The sequence below is a fragment of the Cryobacterium sp. TMT2-18-2 genome (assembly GCF_004402245.1).
GTDB lineage: Bacteria > Actinomycetota > Actinomycetes > Actinomycetales > Microbacteriaceae > Cryobacterium > Cryobacterium sandaracinum.
In genome coordinates this window covers 36,436-61,384 of record NZ_SOFU01000010.1, presented here as the reverse complement: position 1 = coordinate 61,384, position 24,949 = coordinate 36,436, and the positions used below count along the sequence as shown (strand labels likewise).

Annotated in this window: 23 protein-coding genes; 17 read left to right on the top strand and 6 right to left on the bottom strand. The window is 67.9% G+C overall.

The window, feature by feature from the left end; all coding sequences use genetic code 11:
* Positions 1-41 precede the first annotated feature (41 nt).
* From leuS to holA, 5 genes are all read left to right on the top strand, one after another.
* Positions 42-2,624: a leucine--tRNA ligase gene (gene leuS / locus E3O22_RS03085; RefSeq protein WP_134394143.1), complete on the top strand. Its 2,583-nt coding sequence runs from the start codon at positions 42-44 to the stop codon at positions 2,622-2,624.
* Between the two features lie 100 nt (positions 2,625-2,724).
* A complete protein-coding gene (locus tag E3O22_RS03080) occupies positions 2,725-3,444 on the top strand; it encodes a helix-hairpin-helix domain-containing protein (protein ID WP_134394142.1) in 720 nt (239 codons plus the stop codon).
* 352 nt (positions 3,445-3,796) lie between these two features.
* Positions 3,797-5,557 carry a ComEC/Rec2 family competence protein gene (locus E3O22_RS03075; RefSeq protein ID WP_134394141.1) on the top strand — a complete coding sequence of 587 codons (1,761 nt, stop codon included), beginning with the start codon at positions 3,797-3,799 and terminating at the stop codon, positions 5,555-5,557.
* On the top strand, positions 5,558-6,268 hold the full coding sequence (locus E3O22_RS03070) for a ComEC/Rec2 family competence protein (protein ID WP_134394140.1): 711 nt from the start codon (positions 5,558-5,560) through the stop codon (positions 6,266-6,268).
* 41 nt (positions 6,269-6,309) lie between these two features.
* Entirely contained in the window at positions 6,310-7,353 is a 1,044-nt protein-coding gene (gene holA / locus E3O22_RS03065; RefSeq protein WP_241973427.1) for a DNA polymerase III subunit delta, read from the top strand.
* Positions 7,354-7,709: 356 nt separating this feature from the next.
* On the opposite strand, the gene rpsT is transcribed toward holA, so the two are convergent.
* Together rpsT and E3O22_RS03055 are read right to left on the bottom strand one after the other, a co-directional pair.
* Positions 7,710-7,973: a 30S ribosomal protein S20 gene (rpsT, locus tag E3O22_RS03060; protein WP_104100003.1), complete on the bottom strand. Its 264-nt coding sequence runs from the start codon at positions 7,971-7,973 to the stop codon at positions 7,710-7,712.
* A 118-nt stretch (positions 7,974-8,091) separates the two neighbouring features.
* Entirely contained in the window at positions 8,092-8,838 is a 747-nt protein-coding gene (locus tag E3O22_RS03055; RefSeq protein ID WP_134394138.1) for an alpha/beta fold hydrolase, read from the bottom strand.
* Between the two features lie 568 nt (positions 8,839-9,406).
* Here E3O22_RS03055 and lepA point away from each other — a divergent pair.
* Genes lepA through hemW form a run of 3 tightly spaced genes read left to right on the top strand, consistent with a single transcriptional unit; the run spans position 9,407 to position 13,137 of the window.
* Positions 9,407-11,254: a translation elongation factor 4 gene (lepA, locus tag E3O22_RS03050; protein ID WP_104100001.1), complete on the top strand. Its 1,848-nt coding sequence runs from the start codon at positions 9,407-9,409 to the stop codon at positions 11,252-11,254.
* Positions 11,255-11,258: 4 nt separating this feature from the next.
* Positions 11,259-11,906 (top strand): DUF1990 family protein, encoded by a 648-nt coding sequence (locus E3O22_RS03045; RefSeq protein WP_134394137.1) that lies wholly within the window; start codon positions 11,259-11,261, stop codon positions 11,904-11,906.
* Between the two features lie 4 nt (positions 11,907-11,910).
* Complete coding sequence (gene hemW / locus E3O22_RS03040; protein ID WP_134394136.1) at positions 11,911-13,137, top strand: radical SAM family heme chaperone HemW; 1,227 nt, start codon at positions 11,911-11,913, stop codon at positions 13,135-13,137.
* A gap of 2 nt (positions 13,138-13,139) precedes the next feature.
* On the opposite strand, the gene E3O22_RS03035 is transcribed toward hemW, so the two are convergent.
* Both E3O22_RS03035 and E3O22_RS03030 read right to left on the bottom strand, forming a co-directional pair.
* Positions 13,140-13,517 (bottom strand): DUF4870 domain-containing protein, encoded by a 378-nt coding sequence (locus tag E3O22_RS03035; RefSeq protein ID WP_241976493.1) that lies wholly within the window; start codon positions 13,515-13,517, stop codon positions 13,140-13,142.
* A gap of 36 nt (positions 13,518-13,553) precedes the next feature.
* Entirely contained in the window at positions 13,554-14,000 is a 447-nt protein-coding gene (locus tag E3O22_RS03030; RefSeq protein ID WP_134394135.1) for a DUF4870 domain-containing protein, read from the bottom strand.
* Between the two features lie 167 nt (positions 14,001-14,167).
* Here E3O22_RS03030 and hrcA point away from each other — a divergent pair, with 167 nt between their 5' ends.
* The 9 genes from hrcA (at position 14,168) to leuA (ending at position 23,262) form a co-directional block, all read left to right on the top strand.
* Complete coding sequence (gene hrcA, locus E3O22_RS03025) at positions 14,168-15,205, top strand: heat-inducible transcriptional repressor HrcA (RefSeq protein ID WP_134394134.1); 1,038 nt, start codon at positions 14,168-14,170, stop codon at positions 15,203-15,205.
* Positions 15,206-15,271: 66 nt separating this feature from the next.
* A complete protein-coding gene (gene dnaJ / locus E3O22_RS03020) occupies positions 15,272-16,387 on the top strand; it encodes a molecular chaperone DnaJ (RefSeq protein ID WP_134394133.1) in 1,116 nt (371 codons plus the stop codon).
* 6 nt (positions 16,388-16,393) lie between these two features.
* Positions 16,394-17,134 carry a 16S rRNA (uracil(1498)-N(3))-methyltransferase gene (locus E3O22_RS03015; protein WP_134394132.1) on the top strand — a complete coding sequence of 247 codons (741 nt, stop codon included), beginning with the start codon at positions 16,394-16,396 and terminating at the stop codon, positions 17,132-17,134.
* A gap of 22 nt (positions 17,135-17,156) precedes the next feature.
* A complete protein-coding gene (locus E3O22_RS03010) occupies positions 17,157-17,534 on the top strand; it encodes an HIT domain-containing protein (protein ID WP_134394131.1) in 378 nt (125 codons plus the stop codon).
* Positions 17,535-17,583: 49 nt separating this feature from the next.
* Positions 17,584-18,600 carry a PhoH family protein gene (locus E3O22_RS03005; RefSeq protein WP_134394154.1) on the top strand — a complete coding sequence of 339 codons (1,017 nt, stop codon included), beginning with the start codon at positions 17,584-17,586 and terminating at the stop codon, positions 18,598-18,600.
* Complete coding sequence (gene ybeY, locus E3O22_RS03000) at positions 18,597-19,064, top strand: rRNA maturation RNase YbeY (protein WP_134394130.1); 468 nt, start codon at positions 18,597-18,599, stop codon at positions 19,062-19,064. Before E3O22_RS03005 ends, ybeY begins: the two co-directional genes overlap by 4 nt.
* On the top strand, positions 19,061-20,377 hold the full coding sequence (locus tag E3O22_RS02995; RefSeq protein WP_134394129.1) for a hemolysin family protein: 1,317 nt from the start codon (positions 19,061-19,063) through the stop codon (positions 20,375-20,377). Before ybeY ends, E3O22_RS02995 begins: the two co-directional genes overlap by 4 nt.
* Positions 20,370-21,272 (top strand): GTPase Era, encoded by a 903-nt coding sequence (gene era, locus E3O22_RS02990; RefSeq protein ID WP_104099992.1) that lies wholly within the window; start codon positions 20,370-20,372, stop codon positions 21,270-21,272. The genes E3O22_RS02995 and era overlap by 8 nt, the downstream gene beginning before the upstream one ends.
* Before the next feature lie 217 nt (positions 21,273-21,489).
* Positions 21,490-23,262, top strand: coding sequence for a 2-isopropylmalate synthase (gene leuA / locus E3O22_RS02985; RefSeq protein WP_134394128.1), 1,773 nt, complete (start codon positions 21,490-21,492; stop codon positions 23,260-23,262).
* A gap of 137 nt (positions 23,263-23,399) precedes the next feature.
* Here the strand turns inward: leuA and E3O22_RS02980 are convergent, their stop codons facing one another.
* Both E3O22_RS02980 and E3O22_RS02975 read right to left on the bottom strand, forming a co-directional pair.
* Positions 23,400-24,140 (bottom strand): hypothetical protein, encoded by a 741-nt coding sequence (locus E3O22_RS02980; protein WP_174722036.1) that lies wholly within the window; start codon positions 24,138-24,140, stop codon positions 23,400-23,402.
* A 110-nt stretch (positions 24,141-24,250) separates the two neighbouring features.
* Positions 24,251-24,949, bottom strand: a complete 699-nt coding sequence (locus E3O22_RS02975) for a trimeric intracellular cation channel family protein (protein WP_241973425.1) — start codon at positions 24,947-24,949, stop codon at positions 24,251-24,253.

The window sequence follows — 24,949 nt, the reverse complement described above, 5'->3', positions numbered from 1 at the left end:
GTGCCTGCTGGCGCAATCCCCACTGCAACGAAGAGAGTCACGTGGCACACGAGTACGACCACACCCGCACCGGCCAGGACAGCGAAGAAAAAGTTTACGATTTCGCCGCCATCCAGGCGAAGTGGCAGCCGATCTGGGAAGAGCTCGACCCCTTCCGCACGAACGATCCCGACGACGTTCGACCGCGCAAGTACGTGCTCGACATGTTCCCGTATCCCTCCGGCGACCTGCACATGGGCCACGCCGAGGTCTATGCCCTCGGCGACATCGTCGCCCGGTACTGGCGTCAGCAGGGCTTCAACGTGCTACACCCCATCGGTTGGGACTCCTTCGGGCTACCCGCGGAGAACGCCGCGATCAAGCGCGGCATCGACCCGCGCGGCTGGACCTACGACAACATTGCGCAGCAGAAGAAGAGCATGAAGCTCTACGCGGCATCCTTCGACTGGTCCCGCGAGCTGCACACCAGCGACCCCGAATACTACAAGTGGAACCAGTGGCTGTTCCTGCAGCTGTACAGGAAGGGCCTCGCCTACCGCAAGGACAGCTGGGTGAACTGGGACCCGGTAGACCAGACCGTCCTCGCCAACGAGCAGGTCCTCGCCGACGGCACCTCGGAGCGCAGCGGAGCCGTGGTGGTCAAGAAGAAGCTCACCCAGTGGTACTTCAAGATCACCGACTATGCGGACCGCCTGCTCGACGACCTGAACCAGCTCGAGGGCACCTGGCCGGCGAAGGTGCTGAACATGCAGCGCAACTGGATCGGCCGCTCCATCGGCGCCGACGTCGACTTCGTGATCGAAGGCCGCAAAGAGCCCATCAGCGTCTTCACGACCCGCCCCGACACCCTCTACGGCGCGACCTTCATGGTCGTCGCCCCCGACGCGGACCTCGCCGCCGAGCTGGTCGCGGATGCCTCGCCCACCGTCAAGGAACGGTTTCAGGAATACCTGGTCCAGGTTCAGAACAGCACCGAGATCGAGCGTCAGGCCACCGACCGGGAGAAGACCGGCGTGTTTCTCGAGCGCTACGCGGTCAATCCGGCCAACGGCGAACGCCTGCCGATCTGGGCCGCGGACTACGTGCTCGCCGACTACGGCCACGGTGCCGTGATGGCGGTGCCGGCCCACGACCAGCGCGACCTCGACTTCGCCCGCCGTTTCGACCTGCCCGTGATCGTGGTCGTGGACACAACCGCCGCGGTCACCGGCATGATCCCCGTGATCACGCAGGACATGATCGACGGCACCCCGGAGCTTACCTCCCTCGACCCGACTCGCACCGGCATCGCACTGACCGGGGAAGGCCGCCTGATCAACTCGGGCGCGCTCAACGGTCTCAGCAAGAACACCGCGATCAAGCGCATGATCGAGCAGCTCGCCGCCGACGGTACCGGCCGCGCCGCCAAGAACTACCGTCTGCGTGACTGGCTCATCTCCCGTCAGCGCTACTGGGGCACGCCCATCCCGATCATCCACGGCCAGGACGGCGCCGAGATCCCCGTGCCGGAAGACCAGCTTCCCGTGTTGCTGCCGCCCACCGACGGCCTCGACCTCAAGCCCAAGGGCACGTCGCCGCTGGGCGGCGCGACCGACTGGGTCAACGTGCCCAACCCGATCGACGGCACCCCCGCACGCCGCGACGCGGACACCATGGACACCTTCGTCGACAGCTCCTGGTACTTCCTGCGCTTCCTGAACCCCACCGACGACACGAAGGCGTTCGACCCGAAGGAAGCCGAGAAGTGGGCGCCCGTCGACCAGTACGTCGGTGGCGTCGAGCATGCCATCCTGCACCTGCTCTACGCGCGCTTCATGACCAAGGTGCTTTTCGACCTCGGCTATGTCAGCTTCACCGAGCCGTTCACGGCCCTGCTGAACCAGGGCATGGTCATCCTTGACGGGGCCAAGATGTCCAAGAGCAAGGGCAACCTGGTCTACTTCACCGAGGAGGTCGACCAGTTCGGCGTCGACGCGGTACGGCTCACCATGGCCTTCGCCGGACCGCCGGAAGACGACATCGACTGGGCGGATGTCTCGCCGGTCGGCTCCGCCAAGTTTCTGGCCCGCGCTTGGCGCGTCGCCCGCGACGTCACGAGTACGCCCGACATCGATTGGAGGTCCGGCGACGCCGGTCTCCGCCGGGTCACCCACCGTTTCCTGGCCGATGCGCCCGGCCTGGTCGAATCGTTCAAGTTCAACGTGGTCGTCGCCCGACTGATGGAACTCGTCAACGCCACCCGCAAGGCGATCGACACCGGCGTCGGCCCCGCGGATGCCGCGGTGCGCGAGGCCGCGGAGGTCACCGCCATGGTGCTCAACCTGTTTGCTCCGTACGCGGCCGAGGACATGTGGCAGCTCCTCGGCCATGAGCCGTGTGTCGCCCTCGTGCAGTGGCGCAAGGCCGACCGAACCCTGCTCGTAGAGGAGTCGGTCACGGCCGTCGTGCAGGTCGACGGCAAGGTGCGCGACCGCATCGAGGTGTCCCCGAAGATCTCCGGCGACGAGCTGGAACGTCTCGCACGTACCTCGGCCGAGGTCATCCGCCGGATCGGTGACCGCGAGATCATGAACGTGATCGTGCGCGCGCCGAAACTCGTCAGCATCGTCACCCGCGGTCAGTAGCACCCCCTGCCTCGCCTCCCCAGGGCGGCACCTCGCGGCGCCGCCCACAGGGTGCGGCCGTCCGCTGGGGGACCGGCACCCGTTGGCCTAGCCTGCCGGGATGGAGCCTGACCCGGTAGTCGCGGCACTTCACCGCCTGGCCCCGAGCGCGCCGGGGCGCGCCCCGGCGCGCGTGCGCATCGGGGTGGGTGCAGCCGTCGTGCTGCTGATATTGGCGTTGGCCACCGCGGTGGTCGTGTCCGCGCTCGGTCAGCAGGCCGGGCACCAGGTGGTGTCCCCGGCGCACCCGACCGCGGGTTCGGGTTCCGGTGGTGCCGACAGCAGCCCGGCCCCGAGTTCCTCGGGGGTAGCCTCGGCATCCGGCGCCCTCATCTTCGTTCATGTGCTCGGCGCCGTGCGGCGTCCCGGTCTCTTCGAACTCTCCACCGGCGCCCGGGTGATGGATGCCGTGGCCGCCGCCGGCGGGCTGACCGAGACCGCCGATCCGGCCGGCACCAACCTCGCTCGCAAGCTCAGCGACGGCGAGCAGCTCTACCTGCCCCAGCTCGGCGAAGTCCCCGCTGGACCACCGCCGGGCAGCGGTGCATCCCTCGGCGGCGCATCAGACCCAGGCGGCGGCGGCCCGGCGGTCCTGGTCAACCTCAATACGGCAACCCTGGCCGACCTCGACACCCTGCCGCGCATCGGCCCGGCCATGGCCCAGCGCATTCTGGATTTCCGCGACGCCAACGGGCCGTTCGCGGCCGTCGAGGACCTGCGCAATGTCACCGGTATCGGTGAGAAGACGTTCGAGGGGCTCAGCGCCCTGATCACCGTGTGAGAGTGGCCGTGAACGGAGGGTGCCTGAAGTCCTGACGCATCGGTGCGGAGAGCGTATCCGGTGCGTGACGGAGGGTGCTCCGATCGAGCCGGCGACCGCACCTGGCCTGCACTCGATAGCGTGCACGGTCTTCTCCGACCCATGACGGCTAGGAACCGACCGACTGGCAGCAATGGGCGCTGTCGGCGGCCTGCTCGCGGGCTGACGCGTGTCGTTTTTGACGAGCAGCTCCGTCGCCGCGGACCGGCGGCGAGGTCACCGGGCACGCCTCCCCACCCCCAATCCCGCGTCAACCGGGCACAGATTCCGGTGGCCACCGGGGGGGAGCCGCGGGCGCGCCTAGCCTCCCGGTATGGATTTCACACGCGACACCGTGGCTCGCCGCCCGGATCACGACATGACCGGGCTCGACCTGCGCCTGGTTATCCCGGCGGCGACCGCGTGGCTGGCGGCCTGGCTGCTCATCGCCTTCCCCGGGTGGGCACCCGGCGCGCAGGCCGCGTTGTGGGCCGCCGCCCTGGGCGTAGGCCTGGTTGTGGCGCGTCGGCTGTTCCGCGCCCGGGGAGCGCCGGCCTGGGGTGTCGGCCTGGTCTGTTGCGCTGCGGCCGCGCTGATGGCATCCGCGGTCACGGTCGCTGCGCCCGGGCGGCTGCCGGAAACCGTGCGGGAGAGCGCCGCCCGGCAGGAGTCAGTGACCGTGCTCCTCACGGTGGCGTCGATCCCGGTGCAGACCCAGTCGTTCGGTGCTCCCGCACTCTTCGGCCCGGCTGGCTCTGACTCCGGAGCGTCCGCCCGGGTGCGCTTCCGCGGCACCCTGACCGGGATCGAGCAGGGCGAGGTCGCCCGGAAGGGTGCTGCGCGAGGACTGTCGGTTCCGGTGGTCGTGTTCGCAGAGACGGCGAGCGAACAGGCGACCGCGCTTCAGATCGGCAGTGTCGTGCGGCTGGACGCCACCCTCCGGCTCACGGCGGCCGGAGACGCGGCATCCGCCCTGGTGTTCGGGCGGGGTCCGCCCGAGCTCCTCGTGGCACCGCCCTGGTGGCTCGGCTGGGCCGGGGAACTGCGCACCCTGTTCACGACCGCCGCGGGCGATCTTCCCGGCGACGGCGGTGACCTGCTGCCCGGCCTGGCCATCGGTGACACGAGCTCGGTCGAGGCAGACCTCGACGCGGCCATGAAGACGAGTTCGCTCAGCCACCTCACCGCCGTGTCCGGAGCGAACTGCGCCGTGGTGATCGCGGGAGTCATGCTGCTGACCGGGTTTCTGGGACTGCGCCGCGGCATCCGGATCGCGATCTCGCTTCTCACCCTGCTCGGGTTCGTGGTGCTCGTGACGCCCGAACCCAGTGTGCTGCGTGCTGCTTTGATGGCGACGATCCTGCTGCTCGGGATTGCCTTCGGTCGGCCGGGCCGAGGAGTGCCGTTGCTCGCACTTGTCGTGATCCTACTGCTGGCGGCCGACCCATGGCTGGCCCGCAGTTACGGGTTCGCCCTGTCGGTTCTGGCCACGGCCGGCCTACTCGTCCTGGCCGGACCGCTGACCCGGATGCTGCATCGGTGGCTGCCCACCTGGCTCGCCGCCGTGATCGCCATCCCGCTGGCCGCGCAGCTGGCCTGTCAGCCGGTGCTCGTGCTGCTCACTCCCACCCTCCCGCTCTACGGGGTGCCCGCGAATCTGCTGGCCGGTCCGGCAGCCCCGGCCGCCACCGTCATCGGTCTGATCGCGTGCCTGCTCTTGCCCTGGCTGCCCGGTGTTGCCGGGGGAGTGCTCTACCTGGCCTGGCTGCCGGCCGCCTGGATCGCGGCGATCGCCCGAACGTCCGCAGAGCTGCCCGGCAGCCGCCTACCCTGGCTGGGCGGCCCGGTCGGTGTTCTCGTGACCGTTCTACTGACGGTGGCCGCGGTGGCGCTGGTGATGCGGGGCCGGGGACAGGTTCGGGCGCGCTGGCCGATCGCGGCGATCGCGGTGCTGGTTCTGGCCGCCGGAAGCTACGCGGGCAGCCTGATCGGGGCGGGCGTCGGCCGGGCCGTGGCCTTCCCCGCGGACTGGCAGATCGCGGCCTGCGACATCGGGCAGGGTGATGCGGTCGTCGTGCGCGACCGCGACCGGTAGGTGCTCGTCGACGCGGGGCCCGACCCGGACCTGCTCGCCGACTGCCTCGACACGCTGGGGATCGACCGAATCGACATTCTCGTGCTGACCCACTACGACCTGGACCACATCGGCGGGGTCGCCGCCGTGATCGGCCGCGTCGACACGGCGCTGGTCGGCATCCCGGAGAACGCAGACGATGAGCGACTGCACGATGCCCTCGCCGCGGGCGGAGCCGAGTTGCGGGGCGCTGCCCGCGGCGACACGGGCACCCTCGGGGAGTTGCGCTGGGAGATCCTCTGGCCGGTGCGGGGCTCGGCGGTGATGCAGACCGGAAACGAGGGGAGCGTGACGATCGGATTCGACGGTCGCGGCATCCGTTCCTTGTTTCTCGGAGATCTCGGCGAGGAATCCCAGGACGCGCTCCGGCGCAGCTCCAGCCCCGGGGAGGTGGATGTCGTCAAGGTCGCCCACCACGGGTCGGGAGACCAAAGCCCGGAGCTCTATGCCGATCTCCGGGCCACGGTGGGGCTGATCTCGGTAGGCAGGGAGAACGGCTACGGCCATCCCACCGACACGGTCCTGGACATTCTTGCGGCCGCGGGCACGCTGGCCCTCCGCACCGACCAGCAGGGACTGCTGGTGATCGCCCCGGGGCCAGGGGGTGGTGCGCTGACGGTCTGGAGCGAGACCGTGCAGAGCGAGACCGTGGCGGACACCGACCCCGGATAGTCTTAATGGATTCCGCACAGCCTCAACCGAAGGAACCCCGAGTGGCCGCACGAACCGCTTCATCCGGCCGGACCGCGCCCCGCGCTGTGCCGAAATCGGTCGCCATCCCGCAGCTGGCCTGGCACCAGGTGCGGCCGGCGCCGATCATCCTGGTCTCCGGAACCGAGGTGTTCCTGGCCGAACGCGCGATCCGCCAGCTGCGGGACTTCCTCAAACTCGAAGACCCCAGCCTGGAGATCAGCGACGTGCAGGCCGACAGCTATGCGCCCGGCGAACTGCTCACCATGGCCAGCCCGTCCCTCTTCGGCGAACCGCGGCTGATCCGCGTCAGCTCCGTCGAGAAGTGCAGCGACACGTTCCTCGCGGAGGCCCTGGACTACCTGCAGAACCCGGCCGAGGACACCTACGTCGTGCTCCGGCACGGCGGCGGCGTGCGCGGCAAGAAGCTGCTCGACACCATCCGTTCGGGCGTCGGCGGCGCCGTCGAGGTCGTCTGCACCGAGCTGAAGAAAGACTCCGACCGGCACGACTTCGCCTCCGCGGAATTCAAGACGGCCGGCAAGCGGGTCACTCCCAGCGCGTTGCGGTCCCTGGTCGCCGCGTTCTCCGGCGATCTCGCCGAACTCTCCGCGGCCTGCCAGCAGCTCATCGCCGATGTCGGCACCGAAGTGACCGAGACGACCGTGGACCGCTACTACGGCGGCAGGGTCGAGGCCAACGCGTTCAAGGTAGCCGATGCCGCTATCGCAGGGCATCAAGGGGAGGCGCTCGTCATCCTGCGCCACGCCCTGTCCTCCGGCGCCGACCCGGTCCCGGTGGTGGCCGCGTTCGCCATGAAGATCCGCACCATGGCGAAGCTCTGCGGGGTGCGCGGCGGCTCGGCCCAGCTTGCCTCCCAGTTCGGCCTCGCCCCCTGGCAGGTCGAGCGGGCCCAACGTGACCTGCGCAGCTGGTCGGACGAGGGTCTCGCCCGCTGCGTCGTGGCGCTGGCCGAAACGGATGCCGCGGTGAAGGGTGCCGAGCGCGACCCCGTCTTTGCCCTCGAGCGGCTCATCGGTGTGATCGCCCGCCGCGGTGAGAGCTGACCAGACCCGGCTTTCGCGCGCGTACTCACCCTCGACGGTGAACTGCGCTCCAGGGAGGGGTCGGTCACCGTGGTGCGCGCCAGCTGATGCCCGAAGTGAGGTGTGTGGGCCGGGGCGGGCTCGGCGCGCACGACACGATCAGCGCGACGAGCGGCGGATCGACGACGGCTGCCAGGACCGCCGTCAGGGCGATGCTGGGGCGCCTGACCGGGCCAGGCCGCGATGAATTCCAGATGACCGGTCCCCGAGGGTCCGACCCCTTGCCCGGACACACGAAAGCCCCCACCGAGATGGCAGGGGCTGTTGTGTACGCAGGTCAGGGCCGGTGAACGGTCCTGATCCCGGTCAGGCGCAGACTAGACGAGGGCGTTGACCGACTTGGCGATCGCGGACTTCTTGTTCGCGGCCTGGTTCTGGTGGATGACGCCCTTGCTGACGGCCTTGTCGAGCTTCTTCGAAGCAACGGCGAGGCTGGCGACAGCCTTGTCCTTGTCGCCCGAGGCGATCGCCAGGCGAGTCGCGCGGACAGCGCGCTTGAACTCGCTCTTGACCGACTTGTTGCGCTCCTGGGCCTTTTTGTTGGTGCCGATACGCTTGATCTGCGACTTGATGTTTGCCACGTTTATACGCTTTCGTTAGATTCTTGTTCGGATGGGCCGCTTGGCGGTAGAGGGCGCCGTGCGACAAAAATCGTGTGGGGTGGGACCCAACACGCAAGTCAACGGCCAACGATACCAGTTATCCGTTCAGGTCGACAATCGGCCCGGGCCGGTCGATCGCAACCTCCGTGAGAATGCCGCTCAGCACCGCGGCGAAGCGTTCCGGTTGGGCCAGGCTGACGAGGTGCGACGCCCGGGGGACGATCACGAGGCGCCCGTCCCGGCAGGCGGCGAGGAAGCGGCGCTCATGCAGCCGGAACTGATCCAGAGAACCGTTGACCAGCCACACCGGGCCGGGATAGCGAGCCAGGCTGTCCAGCGGGCGGAGGCTGCCGGTGGCGCCGAGCCCGGCATCCATCACCGTCAGCGGCACACCGCCGGCGAGCGTGTCGGCTGCCCCTTCCGATGGAAGGAGCACCCGCACGAGTGTGGTGTGGAGCCACAGTCCCTGATCGGGCAGTCGGCGGATCAGCCGGGCCAGGCCCCGGTAGGCGTCCAGTAGCCAGCCGGCCGGAAGCGCGCAGCTTCCCGCGGCGACCAGCCCGGCCACCTTCTGCGGGTGGCGCGCGGCGTACTCGATGGCGTAGTAGCCGCCGAGGGAGAGGCCGACCAGCAGCACCCGGCCCCCCAGAGCAGCGACACCCTCGTCGATGGCGGCCAGTGCACCCGCAACGGTGAACGTTTCGTCCATGCGGGAGCCGTGCCCCGGCAGATCGATCGCGAGTGCCGGATGCCCGGCCTCGCCCAGCATGGACAGCTGTCGCCGCCACATGGTGCCCGACGTGCGGATCCCATGCACGAAAAGGACCGGGACGGCGGGTGTCATTCATTCCTCCTGGTGAGCAGCCGCACTGGAGGGTGACGGCGCTGCCGATGCCGATGATAGACACCAGGGGCTGGCCGCACCAGGACAACAGTGACAGCACCCGGTTCGCGGTGACTTTTTTTGGCTCTTCCGTGGCTGAGCGCTCGGCCGGGCGCTGCGTCTGTGGCCAACTCAGGACATCCAACGCACGGGTGGCCGGGCCACCGCGGACCAGTGCGGAACCGGTGCGGATGTCGGGCCCTGCCCGGTCGGATCTCCTGAGTTGGCCACACTACCCGCCGAAGAGCCACGGCACACCGCCGCCTCTGCAGCAGCGCCTCCGCGGTTCGGGCATTCACTGCGCGCCCCGACCCTGCCCCGAGCCCGAACGAATTCGACGGAGATTCTGGCCGACACGCTCCCAAACTGGTCGAAAAAGCTCGCTTTCGGGAGAATCTGCGTCGAGGTGGTTCACGGCAGTGGTTCGCTGCGAGCCGCCGGGCGCGGCCCGTGCCCGAGCGCAAGCCTGGAACGATGCGGGGCAGCGGCGAAACCGGGACCCAGCCACCTATGGGAGAATTGCCAGACCATGTCACCGAGACCCCTCACGGCGCTTGAACCGGCCGCCACCCCGCCCGAGTTCATCCGCAACTTCTGCATCATCGCTCACATCGACCACGGCAAGTCCACGCTGGCCGACCGGATGCTGCAGATCACCGGCGTCGTCGACGACCGTTCGATGCGCGCCCAATACCTTGACCGGATGGACATCGAGCGCGAGCGCGGCATCACCATCAAAAGCCAGGCCGTGCGGATGCCGTGGGAACTCGACGGGCAGACCTACGCCCTGAACATGATCGACACCCCCGGCCACGTGGACTTCACCTACGAGGTGTCTCGCAGCCTGGCCGCGTGCGAGGGAGCAATCCTCCTCGTCGACGCCGCCCAAGGGATTGAGGCGCAGACCCTCGCCAACCTTTACCTTGCGCTGGAGAACGACCTCACCATCATCCCGGTGCTGAACAAGATCGACCTGCCGGCCGCCGACCCCGACAAGTACGCGAAGGAGCTCGCCAGCCTGATCGGTGGCAGTCCCGACGACGTGCTCCGGGTCTCCGGCAAGACCGGCGTCGGCGTCGCCGAACTCCTCGACCGCGCCACCCGCCTCATCCCTGCCCCGGTCGGCGACCCGGCCGCCCCGGCCCGCGCGATGATCTTCGACTCGGTCTACGACAGCTACCGCGGCGTCGTCACCTATGTGCGCATGATCGACGGCAAGCTGGGCCCGCGCGAGAAGATCCAGATGATGTCGACCCGTGCCACGCACGAGATCCTCGAGATCGGCGTCACCTCGCCCGAGCCCACCACCAGCAAGGGCCTCGGCGTCGGCGAGGTCGGCTACCTGATCACGGGCGTGAAGGATGTGCGCCAGTCGAAGGTCGGCGATACGGTGACCACCGCGCTCCGCCCCGCCACCGTCGCCCTGCCGGGCTACACCGAGCCGAAGCCCATGGTCTTCTCGGGCCTCTACCCGATCGACGGCAGCGACTACCCGGCCCTCCGCGAGGCCCTCGACAAGCTCAAGCTCTCCGACGCGTCCCTCGTGTACGAGCCCGAGACATCCGTCGCCCTCGGTTTCGGTTTCCGCTGTGGTTTCCTCGGGTTGCTGCACCTGGAAATCATCACCGAGCGGCTCGACCGGGAGTTCGGCCTCGACCTGATCACCACGGCGCCCAGCGTGATCTACGAGGTCACCACCGACGACAAGAAGTCCGTCACGGTCACCAACCCGAGCGAGTTCCCGAACGGCAAGATCGCCAAGGTCGAGGAGCCGATCGTGAAGGCGGCCATCCTCGCACCCAAGGACTACGTCGGCGTGATCATGGAACTCTGCCAGAGCCGCCGCGGCACCCTGCTCGGCATGGACTACCTCGGCGAAGACCGGGTCGAGATCCGCTACACGATGCCGCTCGGTGAGATCGTGTTCGACTTCTTCGACAATCTCAAGAGCCGCACCGCCGGCTACGGCTCGCTCGACTATGAACCCATCGGCTCTCAGGAGGCCGACCTGGTCAAGGTCGACATCCTGCTGCAGGGCGAACAGGTCGACGCGTTCAGCGCGATTGTGCACCGCGACAAGGCCTACGACTACGGCGTGCTGATGACGGGAAGGCTGCGCAAGCTCATCCCGCGCCAGCAGTTCGACGTGCCCATCCAGGCCGCGATCGGCGCCCGCATCATCGCCCGCGAGTCCATCAGTGCCATCCGCAAGGATGTTCTCGCCAAGTGCTACGGCGGCGACATCTCCCGCAAGCGCAAGCTGCTGGAGAAGCAGAAGGAGGGAAAGAAGCGCATGAAGATGGTCGGCCGGGTCGAGGTTCCCCAGGAGGCGTTCATCGCCGCCCTGTCCGGTGACGAGCCCCCGAAGAAGAAGTAGACGGATGCGCCGCGCCACCTTCACCGATACCGCCGTCACCTACGCGTCCATCGGCGGCACCCTCGCCCCGGACCTGCTCCGGTTCCCACCCAAGGGCTACCGGCCCCTCGAACGCACCGTGCGCCTCGGCAGCGGTGAGGAGCGCTTCCAGCTGGCCTCGAAGTCGCTGATGACCTGGGGCGTGCAGCGGGGGAGCGGGATGACCGTCACCGACCTGCTGGACGGCACCGGCCAGCAGTACACGGGACTCGTCTTCGACGCCGACGGCCAGGCCGCCCGCGACCAGAAGTCAGAGCTGGACGAGGCCGTCTTCGCCGCGGACGGCACGCCCTACATCGTCAACGGCATGTCCGCGCACCTAACGACCAAGTTAGGCCCCTTAACCATCGACGCCCCCGTGCGCGTGGTCTACGTGATCGACGAACCCGACCGCCTCGGCTTCGCCTACGGCACTATGGCCGGGCACCCGGCCAGCGGCGAGGAATCGTTCATCATCGACAGACGCGAGGACGACTCGGTCTGGCTCACCATCCGCGCCTTCTCCCGCCCCAGCACCTGGTTCTACCGGCTGGGCTGGCCGTTCGTGCGGCGGCAACAGGCAAAAATCACCGCACGGTACCTACGCGCGCTGCATCCGATCGGCGCGGTCTAACCGCATGGGCAGTGCCCTTCCCGTCGGCGACCCCGCGCCCCGCGACGGCCTGCTGCCGGCCTCGGCCGCCGTGGGAGCAGCCCAGCGCGATTTCGGCGTCTACCTGCACGTGCCGTTCTGCCGGGTCCGCTGCGGCTACTGCGACTTCAACACCTATACCGCCACCGAGTTGCGCGGCGCAAGCCAGCATGACTATGCCGGTCAGGCGATCACCGAGGTCCAGTCGGCCGGCCGGATCCTGACTCAGTCGGGCGTGCCGGCCCGCCAGGCGGCGACCGTCTTCTTCGGCGGCGGCACCCCCACCCTGCTCCCGGCCGACGACCTGGTGCGGATGCTGGAGGCCGTGCGCTCCACCTGGGGGATCGCACCCGGCGCCGAGGTGACCACCGAGGCGAACCCCGACTCCGTCGACGCCGCCTATCTCGGCCGCCTCGCCGGGTCCGGCTTCACCCGGGTGTCCTTCGGCATGCAGTCCGCGGTGCCGAGCGTCCTGGCCACCCTCGAGCGCACCCACGACCCCGAGCGGGTGCCGCTCGTGGTCCAGTGGGCGCGCGAGGCCGGCCTCGACGTGTCCCTCGACCTGATCTACGGCACACCGGGGGAGACCCTCAGCGATTGGCGCACCAGCCTCGAGCACGCCATCCGGCAGGCTCCCACCCACGTCAGCGCCTACTCGCTTATCGTTGAGGAGGGCACCAAGCTGGCCCGCCAGATCAAGCGCGGCGAACTGGCCCCTGTCGACGACGACGTTCAGGCCGAGTTCTACGAGCTGGCCGACGACCTACTGTCCTCGGCCGGCTACGGCTGGTACGAGGTCAGCAACTGGGCGACGGATGACGCGCACCGCTCGCGCCACAACCTCGCCTACTGGCGCAGCCAAGACTGGTGGGGTGTGGGGCCCGGAGCCCACAGCCACATCGGTGGGGTGCGCTGGTGGAACGTCAAGCATCCGTCGGCCTACGGGGATCGGATTCGCGCCGGCGACTCACCGGCCGCCGGGCGGGAGACCCTCGATGCGGCCACTCAGGAGGTGGAGCGGGTGCTCCTGCTGACCCGAATCCGCGAGGGCGTCGTCATCGACTCGCTCAGCCCGCTCGGGCGCCACGAGGTGGCCGGACTCATCTCCGACGAACTCATCGACGCGAAAGCCGCCCTCTGCGGTTCGATCGAACTGACCCTCAGAGGACGCCTACTGGCGGATGCCGTCGTACGCCGCCTGCTCGCCGACTGAACTCAGTTCACGAACTTGATCGACAGCGGATACGTGTAGTACTCCCCCCGGTTCGCGGCTAAAGCGGCCATGATGCCGAACACGACCATCAGAACGAAGGCAGCCAGGAGTACGAGGTAGCCGACGAGGATGATCGTCAGGGCGCCGCCGACCGCGTAGGCGATCAGGAGCGTGAGCTGGAAGTTCAGTGCGGTCGCAGTGTGCGCCCGGATGAACGGGCCGCGGTCCTTGAGCACGATGTAGCCGATCAGAGCCGGCACGAAATAGAACAGAATGCCGCCGACGTGCACGAGGGTGGCCCACAGTTTTTCGTCGGCCGGGTTCATCGGGGTGGGAGCCTGGTACGGGTTGGCGGGCGGCGGTGGGGTGGAATTGGTCATTGGTGCTCCTTCTAAAGAAAAACCGAGTGCGCCGGGCTACTTGATCAGGCGCACAGCGAACGGGTACCGGTAGTGGTGGCCGTCCTTCGCCTGGAGGTAGCCGAGCACCGAGAAGACAACACCGAGGATGTACAGCACCCAGGCGAGACCGCCGATGACGCCGCCGATGCCGAACGTGAGGAAGCCGATGACCGTCGCAAAAAAGTTGATCGCGAAATAGCCGATCAGAAGCGTGATCTGAAAGTTGATCGCTTCCTTCGCCTCGACGCTGGTCAGAGGTCCGCGGTCCTTGAACAGCAGCCACAGCACCAGGGACGGCACGAACATGAGGATCCCGCCCAGATGAGCGAGGGACGCCCACTGGCGGTCATCCGCCTGCGTCAGGGGTGCCGACGGTCCGGGGGCGGCAGGCTGGTAGGGCGGTTGCGGTGGCCGTTGGCCCTGGTACGGATCATCGGGTCCGGGACCAGTGAAATTACTCATGATCATGCCTTTCAGTGCACCGGGGAAGAGGTGCTACATGCCTAAGTTACTGCGCCCCAACATTGGGGAGCAATGGGTAAGCCCAGCCGGTCGCGGTATGATTGGCAGTCACATACCGCGAGTGCCAATCGGTGCTGCACTCGCGACGCTGGGAGGAGGCGAGCGCCATGGTGTCCGATCGCAGTCTCGAAGTCCTGCGTGTGATCGTTCAGGACTACGTCGCCTCCCGCGAACCCGTCGGTTCTAAATCTATCGTCGACCGGCATTCCTTCGGGGTGTCGGCGGCCACGATCCGCAACGACATGGCCCTGCTCGAAGAGGAAGAGTTGATCGCGGCTCCGCACACCTCGTCGGGCCGCATCCCCACCGACAAGGGCTACCGCCTGTTCGTCGACCACCTCGCCGATCTGCGCCCGCTCTCGGCGGCGCAGCGCCAAGCCATCGAGACGTTCCTCGGTCAGTCGGCCGACCTCGACGAGGTGCTGGCCCGCAGCGTGCGGCTGCTCTCGCAGCTCACCCATCAGGTCGCCCTGGTGCAGTATCCGTCGCTGTCCCGCGCGAAGGTGCGCCACATCGAACTGGTGCCCCTGTCCGAGACTCGCCTCCTGTCGGTTCTGATCACGGATGCCGGACGGGTCGAGCAACGCGTCGTCGACCTGCCCCGGCCACTGGCTGAACCCGTTCTGATCGACCTGCGCACCCGGTTGAATTCTGCCCTGGTCGGGCTCGGCATGAGCGAGGCCGCCAGCACCCTCACCGGCAGCTCCCTCACCGCCGGCTCCGGCCTCGGCCCGCTCGAGCAACAGGAGGCGGTGGATCTGATCACCGGCACCCTGCGCGACCAGGTCGGCGCGAACAGGCAGGACCGGCTCGTGATGGCCGGCGCCGCCAACCTCGTGCGCACTGAGGAAGACTTCACCGGCAGCATTTTCCCGGTGCTCGAGGCCATTGAGGAACAGGTCGTGCTTCTGCGGCTGTTCGGCGAGATGGCCTCCGACCAGCACGGCGTGTCCGTCAGTATCGGCCGGGAGAATGCCCCGTTCGGTCTGGCCGAGACGTCCGTTCTCACCAGCGGCTACTCCTCGCAGGGCGGCAACCTGGCGCGCCTCGGCGTGCTCGGCCCCACTCGGATGGACTACTCGAACAACATGGCGGCCGTCCGCGCGGTCGCCCGCTACCTTTCACGCCTTCTCGGCGAGAATTGACCAGTTCCCCTCGGCCCAGAAACCGGCGGGACACCACATTTCAGAACAGACCTAGGAGAGCCAGCTTTGGCTGACCATTACGAAGTACTCGGCGTCGCCCGCGACGCCTCGACCGACGAGATCAAGAAGGCCTACCGCAGGCTGGCCCGGCAGCTGCACCCCGACGTGAACCCGGGCGCGGATGCATCCGAGCGTTTCAAATCCGTCACGCACGCCTACGACGTGCTCAGCGACGTCAAGCAACGCGACAACTACGACCGTGGCGGCAACGGCCGCTCGGGCGGCGGAGCTGCCGGTTTCGACGGCAACTTCGGCAACTTCGGCGACATCTTCGAGACCTTCTTCGGCGGCGGGGGGTCCAGCCGCGGGCCTCGGTCGCGCCGAGAGCGCGGCCAGGACGCCCTGATCCGGGTCGACCTCGACCTCGATGAGATCATCTTCGGCACGCACCGGGAGCTCGAGGTCGACACGGCCATCATGTGCGCGACCTGCGACGGCACGTGCTGCCAGCCGGGCACCGCGCCCGTCACCTGCGACATCTGCCACGGCACCGGCACCATCCAGCGCGCCGTGCGGTCGCTGCTCGGCAATGTCATGACGAGCAGCCCCTGCGGTTCCTGCCGCGGCTACGGTACGATCATTGCCACTCCCTGCGTCACCTGCCAGGGCCAGGGCCGTGTGCGAGCGCGTCGCACGGTCCCCGTCGACATCCCGGCGGGGGTCGACACGGGCCTGCGCCTGCAGATGCCCGGCAGCGGCGAGGCCGGTCCGGCCGGCGGTCCCAACGGGGACCTCTACCTCGAGATGAAGGTGCGCCACCACGACGTGTTCAGCCGTGACGGCGACGACCTGCTCTGCACCCTCGAGGTGCCGATGACGGATGCCATCCTCGGCAGGTCCGCGACCGTCAAGGCGCTCGACGGCGACATCGAGGTCGAGCTTAGGCCGGGCACGCAGAGCGCCGAGATCATCACGGTCAAGGACCGCGGCGTCAGCCGCCTGCGCGGGAACGGACGGGGCGACCTGAAGGTCGTCGTGCACGTGGTCACGCCGACCCGTCTCGACCACAAGGAGCGGGAGCTGATTGAGGCCTTTGCGGCCCGCCACAAGGCGCCGGCTCCTGCCCTCAGCGCCTTCCAGCAGGGACTTTTCGCCAAGCTGCGCGATCGGTTTCGCGGCTAGGCGTCGATGGCACACTTCTTCATCGATGAGGCGCTCCACGTCGCCGAGTGCGTGCCGGGGGCGGTCGTCGGCATCGGCGGCGCGGAGGCCCGGCACGCGGTCACCGTCAGCCGGATGCGCCCGGGCGAGCACCTGCAGATCGGGAACGGGGCCGGGCTCATGCTGGCCGCCACCGTTGTTGACGCAGATGCGAGGCTGCTGACCCTGCGCGTCGAGACGGTGACCGTGAGCGCGCTGCTGACGCCGCGCATCCGTCTGGTCCAGGCTCTCGCCAAGGGAGACCGGGACGAACTGGCCGTGCAGGCGGCCACGGAGCTCGGCATCGACGGGGTGATCCCGTGGGCCGCATCCCGCTCCGTGACGCGCTGGGAGGGTGCGAAAATCAAGAAGGGCCAGGATCGCTGGTCCAGCATTGTGCGCGAGGCCTCGAAACAGTCGATTCGCGCGTGGCTGCCCACGGTCGGGGCACTGGCGAGCACCAAAATGCTGGCCGAGCTGGCTGGCACCACCCGGATGCTGCTGCTGGAGCCCACGGCGAGCGAACGGCTGACCTCGCAGGCGGCGCCGACCGACGACCGGGATATCCTGCTCGTCGTCGGACCCGAGGGCGGCATCTCCCCGGCCGAGCTGACCCTGCTCGAGCAGGCAGGCGCCACCCGGGTGCGCCTGGGCGACAATGTGCTGCGCACCTCCACCGCCGGCCCGGCCGCTCTCTCCATCCTGAACGTGACGCTCGGCCGCTGGTAGCGCGTGAGCTTAAGATAGAGATATGTCTTCCACCGGCCAAGAACCGTCCATCTTCACTCGCATCGCCGCGCGCGAGATCCCGGCGACCATCGTCGCCGAAACCGAACGGATCATCGCCTTCACCGACATCGCCCCGCAGGCGCCCGTGCATGTCGTCATCACGCCGAAAACCTCCGAGTACAGCAACGTGGTCGAGCTCGCGGCCGGAGACCCCGGGCTGCTGACCGAACTCATCGAGGTGGCGGACGCTGTGGCGGCCCGGCTGTCCAACGGCCAGTTCCGGCTCGTGTTCAACACCGGTGCCAGCGTCGGGCAGACCGTTTTCCACGTCCACGCACACCTGCTCGCCCCGCAGGCCGCCGGCGGAACCCTCGGGGAGGGAACGCTTGGTTTCCGGTGAGCCCGGGCCCGGCCAGGCCGAGGTGCACATCACGGTCGACGGCATCGCCATGGTGCGCCTGCTCGGCGCCGACGACCGTCTGCTCGCCGCCGTCGAGAAGGAACACCCCCGCGTCAGCGTGCACGTGCGCGGCAACGAGGTGACCCTGATCGGTGAGACCGCGCATGTCGAGGCGGCGCGTCGCCTGATCGAGGAGCTCCTGCTCATGGTGCGCGGCGGGCGTGACCTCGTCGAATCCGAGGTGAGCACCTCCTCACGGATGCTCGACGAGGACAGCTCCACGAGCCCTTCCGAACGTCTGGGCCCGGCCATCCTCAGCTCCCGCGGCAAGAGCATCCGCCCCAAGACCATCGGACAGAAGGAATACGTGGACGCCATCGACACCGACACCATCGTGTTCGGGATCGGGCCGGCCGGAACCGGCAAGACCTACCTCGCAATGGCCAAGGCCGTGCAGGCGCTGCAGCGCAAGGAGGTCGAACGGATCATCCTCACCCGCCCGGCCGTCGAGGCCGGGGAACGACTCGGCTTCCTGCCGGGCAGCCTCACCGAGAAGATCGACCCGTATCTGCGCCCCCTGTACGACGCCCTGAACGAGATGATGGACCCGGAACTCGTGCCCAAACTGCTCGCAGCCGGAACCATCGAGGTGGCCCCGCTCGCCTATATGCGCGGCCGCACGCTCAACTCCTCCTTTGTCGTGCTCGATGAGGCGCAGAACACCACCCCCGAACAGATGAAGATGTTCCTCACCCGGTTGGGGTTCGGCTCGAAAATGGTCGTGACCGGGGACATCACCCAGATTGATCTGCCGGCGGGCTCGAGCGGGCTGCGCTTGGTGAGCCGGGTGCTCCACGGGGTCGACGACATCCGTTTCGTACGTCTGACCAGTGCCGACGTCGTGCGGCACTCGCTGGTCGGCCGGATCGTCGACGCCTGGACCGCGTACGACGCGCAGAAGCAGGCCGAGCGCTACGAAAGCGATCAGGCGCGGGAATTCGCAGGTCGCGGACCCGGCCGCCCCAGCACTCCCCGCGACCGCCTTCCGAAACGGAGATCCTCTTGAGCATCGAAATCAACAACGAATCGACTATCCCGGTCGATGAGGCCGCCATCCTGCGTCTGGCCGCCTACGCTCTGGACTCCATGCACGTGCACTCTGACGCCGAACTGGCGATCGTCCTCGTCGACGAGGGTGCGATGGAGCAGCTGCACGTGCAATGGATGGATGAGCCGGGCCCCACCGACGTGCTCAGCTTCCCGATGGACGAGTTGCGCCCAGGCACCGAAGACGCCGAGACCCCGCCGGGGCTGCTCGGCGACATCGTGCTCTGCCCGCAGGTGGCCCAGGGCCAGGCCGAGACAGCCGGGCACAGCACCCTCGAGGAACTCCTGCTGCTCACCACGCACGGCGTGCTGCACCTGCTCGGATTCGACCACGTGGAACCCGCCGAGGAGAAGGAAATGTTCGGCATCCAGCGAGACATCCTGATCGGCTTCGCCCTGCAGGAACGCCTCCGCGACCGATGATCGGGTGGTTTCTCACGGCGGCCATCCTGTTGGTCGCCTTCGGCGGCCTGATGGCCGCGGTGGACTCCGCCGTCACGAGCCAATCCCGGGCCGACATTCTCGACCTGGCCGAGAAGTCCCGTGCCAAGCGCCCTTTGACGGCGATCGCCGCCGACACCGGGGCGCACCTGAACACGATCAGTTTTGTACGGATCATCGCCGAGACCACGGCGGCCGTGCTGGTGACCCTCGTCTTCGCGACCACGATCGAGGAGCTGTGGCTGGCACTGCTGCTGTCGTCCCTGCTGATGACCGCGGTCTCCTTCGTGCTCGTCGGCGCCAGCCCGCGCAGCGTGGGCCGGGCCCACCCCGTGGAGTTGCTCTCCGCGATCGCCCCGCTGGTGCACTTCCTCCGAGTGCTCCTCGGCCCCATCGCCAACGCGCTTGTCGCCCTCGGCAACCGGGTCACCCCCGGGCGCACCCGGCTGGCCACGTTCACGTCGGAGGACCAGCTGCTCAGCATGGTCGACGAGGCCACCGAGCTCGACGTCCTCGAGGAGGACGACCGGGAACTGATCCACTCGATCTTCGAGTTCAACGAGACCGTCGTGCGCGAGGTGATGATTCCGCGCACCGACATGGTCACCATCGAAGCGGACTCATCGATCGGCGCGGCGATGGGCCTGTTCCTGAGTAAGGGATTCTCCCGGGTTCCGGTCATCGACGGCGAAGTGGATGACGTCACGGGCATCCTGTACCTGCGCGATGTGGCTCGGCTCGTTTACGAGCGGCCGCCGAATGTGGAGAGCCTCACGGTGCGGGAGCTCGAGCGACCTGCCGTCTTCGTGCCCGAGTCGAAGAAAGCCGACGCGCTGCTCCGCCAGATGCAGCTCGAGTCAAATCACCTCGCGATGGTGGTCGACGAGTATGGTGGAATCGCCGGACTGGTCACCCTGGAAGACCTGATCGAGGAACTCGTGGGAGACATCTCCGACGAGTACGACCGCGACGTCGTGGAGGTCGAGGTCCTCGGCGACGGTCGCTTTCGGGTGAGCGCGCGGCTTCCGGTCGACGAGCTGGGCGAACTGTTCGACCTGGAACTGGACGACGACGAGGTCGATTCGGTGGGTGGCCTGCTGGCCAAGGCCCTCGGGCGCTTGCCTGTGGCGGGTTCGGTCGCCAGGGCGAGCGGGTTGGTCCTCACCGCCGAACGCACCGAGGGCCGCCGCAAACGAATCAGCACCGTGCTGGTTGAACGAGATCAAGCGCTGATAGACGCGCAGAACGCATTCCTCGGAGTGTCGGACGATGAGAGAGTGAACGGTCATGACTGAAGTAGAAGGATTCCGAGCGGGGTTCGTGTCGTTCGTGGGACGCCCCAACGTGGGCAAGTCCACGCTGACGAACGCGCTGGTCGGGGAGAAGGTCGCGATCACGTCGTCGAAGCCGCAGACCACCCGGCGCGCCATCCGCGGCATCGTGCACCAGAAGAACGGCCAGCTGATTCTGGTCGACACCCCGGGTATCCACAAGCCGCGCACTCTGCTGGGCGAACGACTGAACAGCCTCGTGCAGTCGACGCTGTCCGGCGTGGACGTGGTGGGCCTCTGCATTCCGGCCAACGAGCCGATCGGCCCGGGCGACCGGTTCATCAACGAGCAGCTGGACAACTTTCCGCGGGCCCGCAAGGTGGCCATCGTGACCAAGATCGACATGTCCTCCAAGACCAGTGTCGCCAACCAGCTCCTCGCCGTGTCACAGCTGCGCGACTGGGAGGCGATCGTGCCGATCTCGGCGACCAGCCGCATCCAGCTCGATATCCTCAGCGCGGAGCTGCTGCGCCTGCTGCCCTTGTCGGATGCCCCGCTCTACCCGGCCGACGCGGTCACCGACGAGAGCCTCGAGTCGCGCATCTCGGAGTACATCCGGGAGGCGGCGCTCGAGGGCGTCACCGACGAACTGCCGCACTCGATCGCCGTGACCATTGACGACATCATCGAGCGCGACGACCAGGAACTGGTCGAGATCTACGCGAACCTGTTCGTCGAGCGCGACAGCCAGAAGGGCATCATCATCGGCAAATCCGGCAGCCGGTTGAAGGATGTTGGTGTGCGCGCCCGCAAACAGATCGAACCGCTGGTGGGAAAGCGGGTCTTCCTCTCGCTCCGGGTCAAGGTCGCCAAGGAGTGGCAGCGCGACCCGAAACAGCTGGGCCGCCTCGGTTTCTAGCCGTCGTTCCGCCTGCAGCCCGAACCGCCAGCATCCTCGGCAGCGGATCGGGTGGCGTGACCCGATCCGCTGCCAAGGGTGCAGCCGAGGGTGGTAGCCTGCTCTTATGTTTTTCGGTGAGTTGCTTCTTCGCTGCCGCGACGAGTCCTAGTCTGAGGCCTCCCTCGTCGCGGAGTTCGTCGTTGGCTACCCACCATTCGCGAGGAGATCCCAGATCATGAAAAACAATCAGACCGCATCCCAGATGCCGATCCACAAGTATCGCCCGTATCAGGAGCAGTTCACGATCGAGTTGCCCGACCGCACCTGGCCGGACAAGCACATCACTGCGGCCCCGCGCTGGTGCGCCGTCGACCTGCGGGATGGCAACCAGGCGCTGATCGATCCGATGAGCCCGGAGCGCAAGCGCATCATGTTCGACATGCTCGTGCGGATGGGCTACAAGGAGATCGAGGTCGGCTTCCCGTCGGCCAGCCAGACCGACTTCGACTTCGTGCGCAGCCTGATCGACGGAAATGCCATTCCAGACGACGTGACCATCCAGGTGCTCACCCAGGCGCGCGAGCACCTGATCCGGCGCACCTACGAGTCGATCGCGGGCGCCAGGCAGGCCATCGTCCACCTCTACAACTCCACCAGCGTGCTGCAACGCAAGGTCGTGTTCCGCGAAGACAAGCAGGGCATTGTCGACATCGCGTTGGCCGGCGCGCGTCTCTGCCGCGCCGCCGAGGCATCCGTCCCCGGCACCATGGTCTACTACGAGTACTCCCCGGAGAGTTACACCGGTACCGAGCTGGGATTCGCCGTCGACGTCTGCAACCAGGTACTGGAGGTCCTCGAGCCTACGCCGGAGCGCAAGGTCATCATCAATCTGCCCGCGACCGTCGAGATGGCCACACCCAACGTCTATGCCGACTCCATCGAGTGGATGTCCCGCCACCTCGCCCACCGCGAGAACGTGCTCATCTCCCTGCACCCGCACAACGACCGCGGCACAGCCATCGCGGCCGCGGAACTGGGTTACCTGGCCGGCGCCGACCGCATCGAAGGCTGTCTGTTCGGCAACGGGGAGCGCACCGGCAACGTCGACCTGGTGGCGTTGGGCGTCAACCTGTTCACCCAGGGCATCGACCCGCAGATCGACTTCAGCAACATCGACGAGGTCAAGCGCACCGCGGAGTACTGCAACCAGCTGCCCGTGCCCGAGCGCAGTCCCTGGGCCGGCGACCTGGTCTTCACCGCGTTCAGCGGCTCGCACCAGGACGCCATCAAGAAGGGCTTCGAGGCCATGGCAGTGGATGCCGCCACGCAGGACTGCGGCGTCGACGACCTGCTCTGGGCGGTCCCGTACCTGCCGATCGACCCGAAGGACCTCGGACGCAGCTACGAAGCCGTGATCCGGGTCAACTCCCAGTCCGGCAAGGGCGGCGTGGCCTACCTGCTCAAGACCGACCACGCCCTGGACCTGCCGCGCAAGCTGCAGATCGAATTCTCCGGCGTCGTGCAGTCCAAGACCGACCAGGAGGGCGGCGAGGTCACCAGTGAGCAGATCTGGGAAATCTTCAACGACGAGTACCTACCGGCCAGCCACACCACGCCCGACGCCAAGTGGGGTCGATTCGAGCTGCACGCCACGCGCACCTCGAGCGACCTCTCCGGTTCGGTCGAACTGTCCGTCGACCTGCGCGACGACACGACCGTGTCCAGCGCCGTCGGCGCGGGCAACGGCCCGATCGCGGCGTTCCTCGGCGTGATGGCCGAACGCGGCATCGCCATCACCCTCTACGACTTCGTCGAGCACGCCATGTCGGCTGGCGGCGACGCCCTCGCCGCGGCCTACGTCGAACTCGACGTCAACGGCACGCGGTTCTGGGGCGTCGGCATCGACGCGGACATCTCGACCGCCTCGCTCAAGTCGGTGGTGTCGGCGGTCAACCGCGGCATCCGCGCCGAGGCCGGCAAGCGGTCTCTGGCGGACGCGACCGTCTGACCTCGGGTAGCCTCGGCCGGCACGTGGACTCCGTCGGCGCGTGAGCAGAGAATCGTCAGCCCGGCCGAGTGCCTTCCCCGGGGAGGAGGGCGCTCGGCCGGAGCGTCGATTCCCGGCTGCGTGCTGTCAAACCGGCCCTAGACCCGCGCCGTGTCCTTCGTCTTCGTCCGGTGCGTCGGAGTGACGTGAGTCGGGTCGGCAGTCACCCTGGCAGCGCGTGGCTTGACCGCGGGGGTCAACACCATCGTGCAGTCGTCGATCGCGCCGGCGAGCAGGTCGTAGAGCTGACCGTCCGGGTCGGGAACGCACGCTTCCGCGACGCCCTGCACGGACACCCGGATGATGGTCTCCGCCGTGCGGTCCGTGAACTTGCTCCGAGACCAGGATCCCATCGAGGCGATGAATTCTCGGGCCCACCGTTCGGTCTCCGGTGCCGCGTCAAACGAATTGCGGATGCGCAGGGCGACGTCGTCGGGAATGGTGCCGCTGGCCTCGGTCAGGTGCCGTTCGCAGTTGAGGATCCCCACGGCAAGAGCCCGTTGGTGGTCCGCACTCGTGACCGGGAGGGCGGATGTGGCCGCCCGCAGAGCGATCAGCAGGCGCACCCGTGCGTTGTCCCCGCGCAAACCGATCACCGACGGGATCAGCGGGACCAGGCGGGCCCGGGCAGTGTCCGACGTGCAGTCGTTCACCATCCGAGCGGCGGAGGCGAGTAACGGATGAGTGCAGGCCGGGTGGTCACTCCAGGCCTCTCCGGCGAGATAGGAGGCGAACTCCATGAAACAGGCGCCGGAACGCGGGTTTCTGTGCTTGCCTCGGGACAGGACCGGCACCAAATCCGGCATCGAATCGGGCACGGTGCCCTTCATCATGTTCATGAGGTTCCTCCAAACGACGTGAAAACTTCTCACCAGTCTGACCCGGGAGGCAATGAAAGGCGAGAGCGGAATCCGTCGTTTGTGGACCAGTTTCGGGCCCGTTCGGTGCCTCAGTCCCCGCGGTTCCTGCGCCGCCGGAAGGCGACGATATTGTCGCGCCGCCACCGGGGCCAACTGCCGATCGCGCGCTGCTGCGGCAGGCTCCAGCCGTACCGCGCGGCGAGGATCCGGATGACCGTCGTCACCACGACGCAGGCGATCCCGGCGATGGTGATGGGCACCTGCAGCATGAAGAGCACCACGAGCAGGCCGCTGCCGACCCCGGCCGCGACGGCGTAGAACGAACCGACATGCATTACGGCGATCGGCACGTTCAACATCATGTCCCGCAGGGCCGACCCACCCACCGCCGTGACGACCCCGACGAACAGGGCGGGGATCTCCGGCAGGCCGACGGCGAGTGCCTTGCTCGTGCCGAGGGCGCCGAACAGCCCGATGGTCACGGCGTCGAGGGCGATGATGAACGGGCCGAGCCGGTTGAACAGGCTCTGCAGCAGCATGCCGAGCAGAGCCGCCCCCGCGCACACCGGCAGGTACCAGTTGCTCTGCAGCGCGGCCGGCACGCCGCCCAGCAGGATATCGCGGAGCAAACCGCCGCCGAGCCCCACGGTGACGCCGATCAGCGCGATGCCGAGCAGGTCGAAGCGGCGGTCGGTGAAACGGCCGGCGAACATGGCGCCCTGCACGGCGCCGATGGCCACGGCCGTGAGGTCGAGCCAGAGCGGAATGAAGAATGAGGTGGAGGGCAC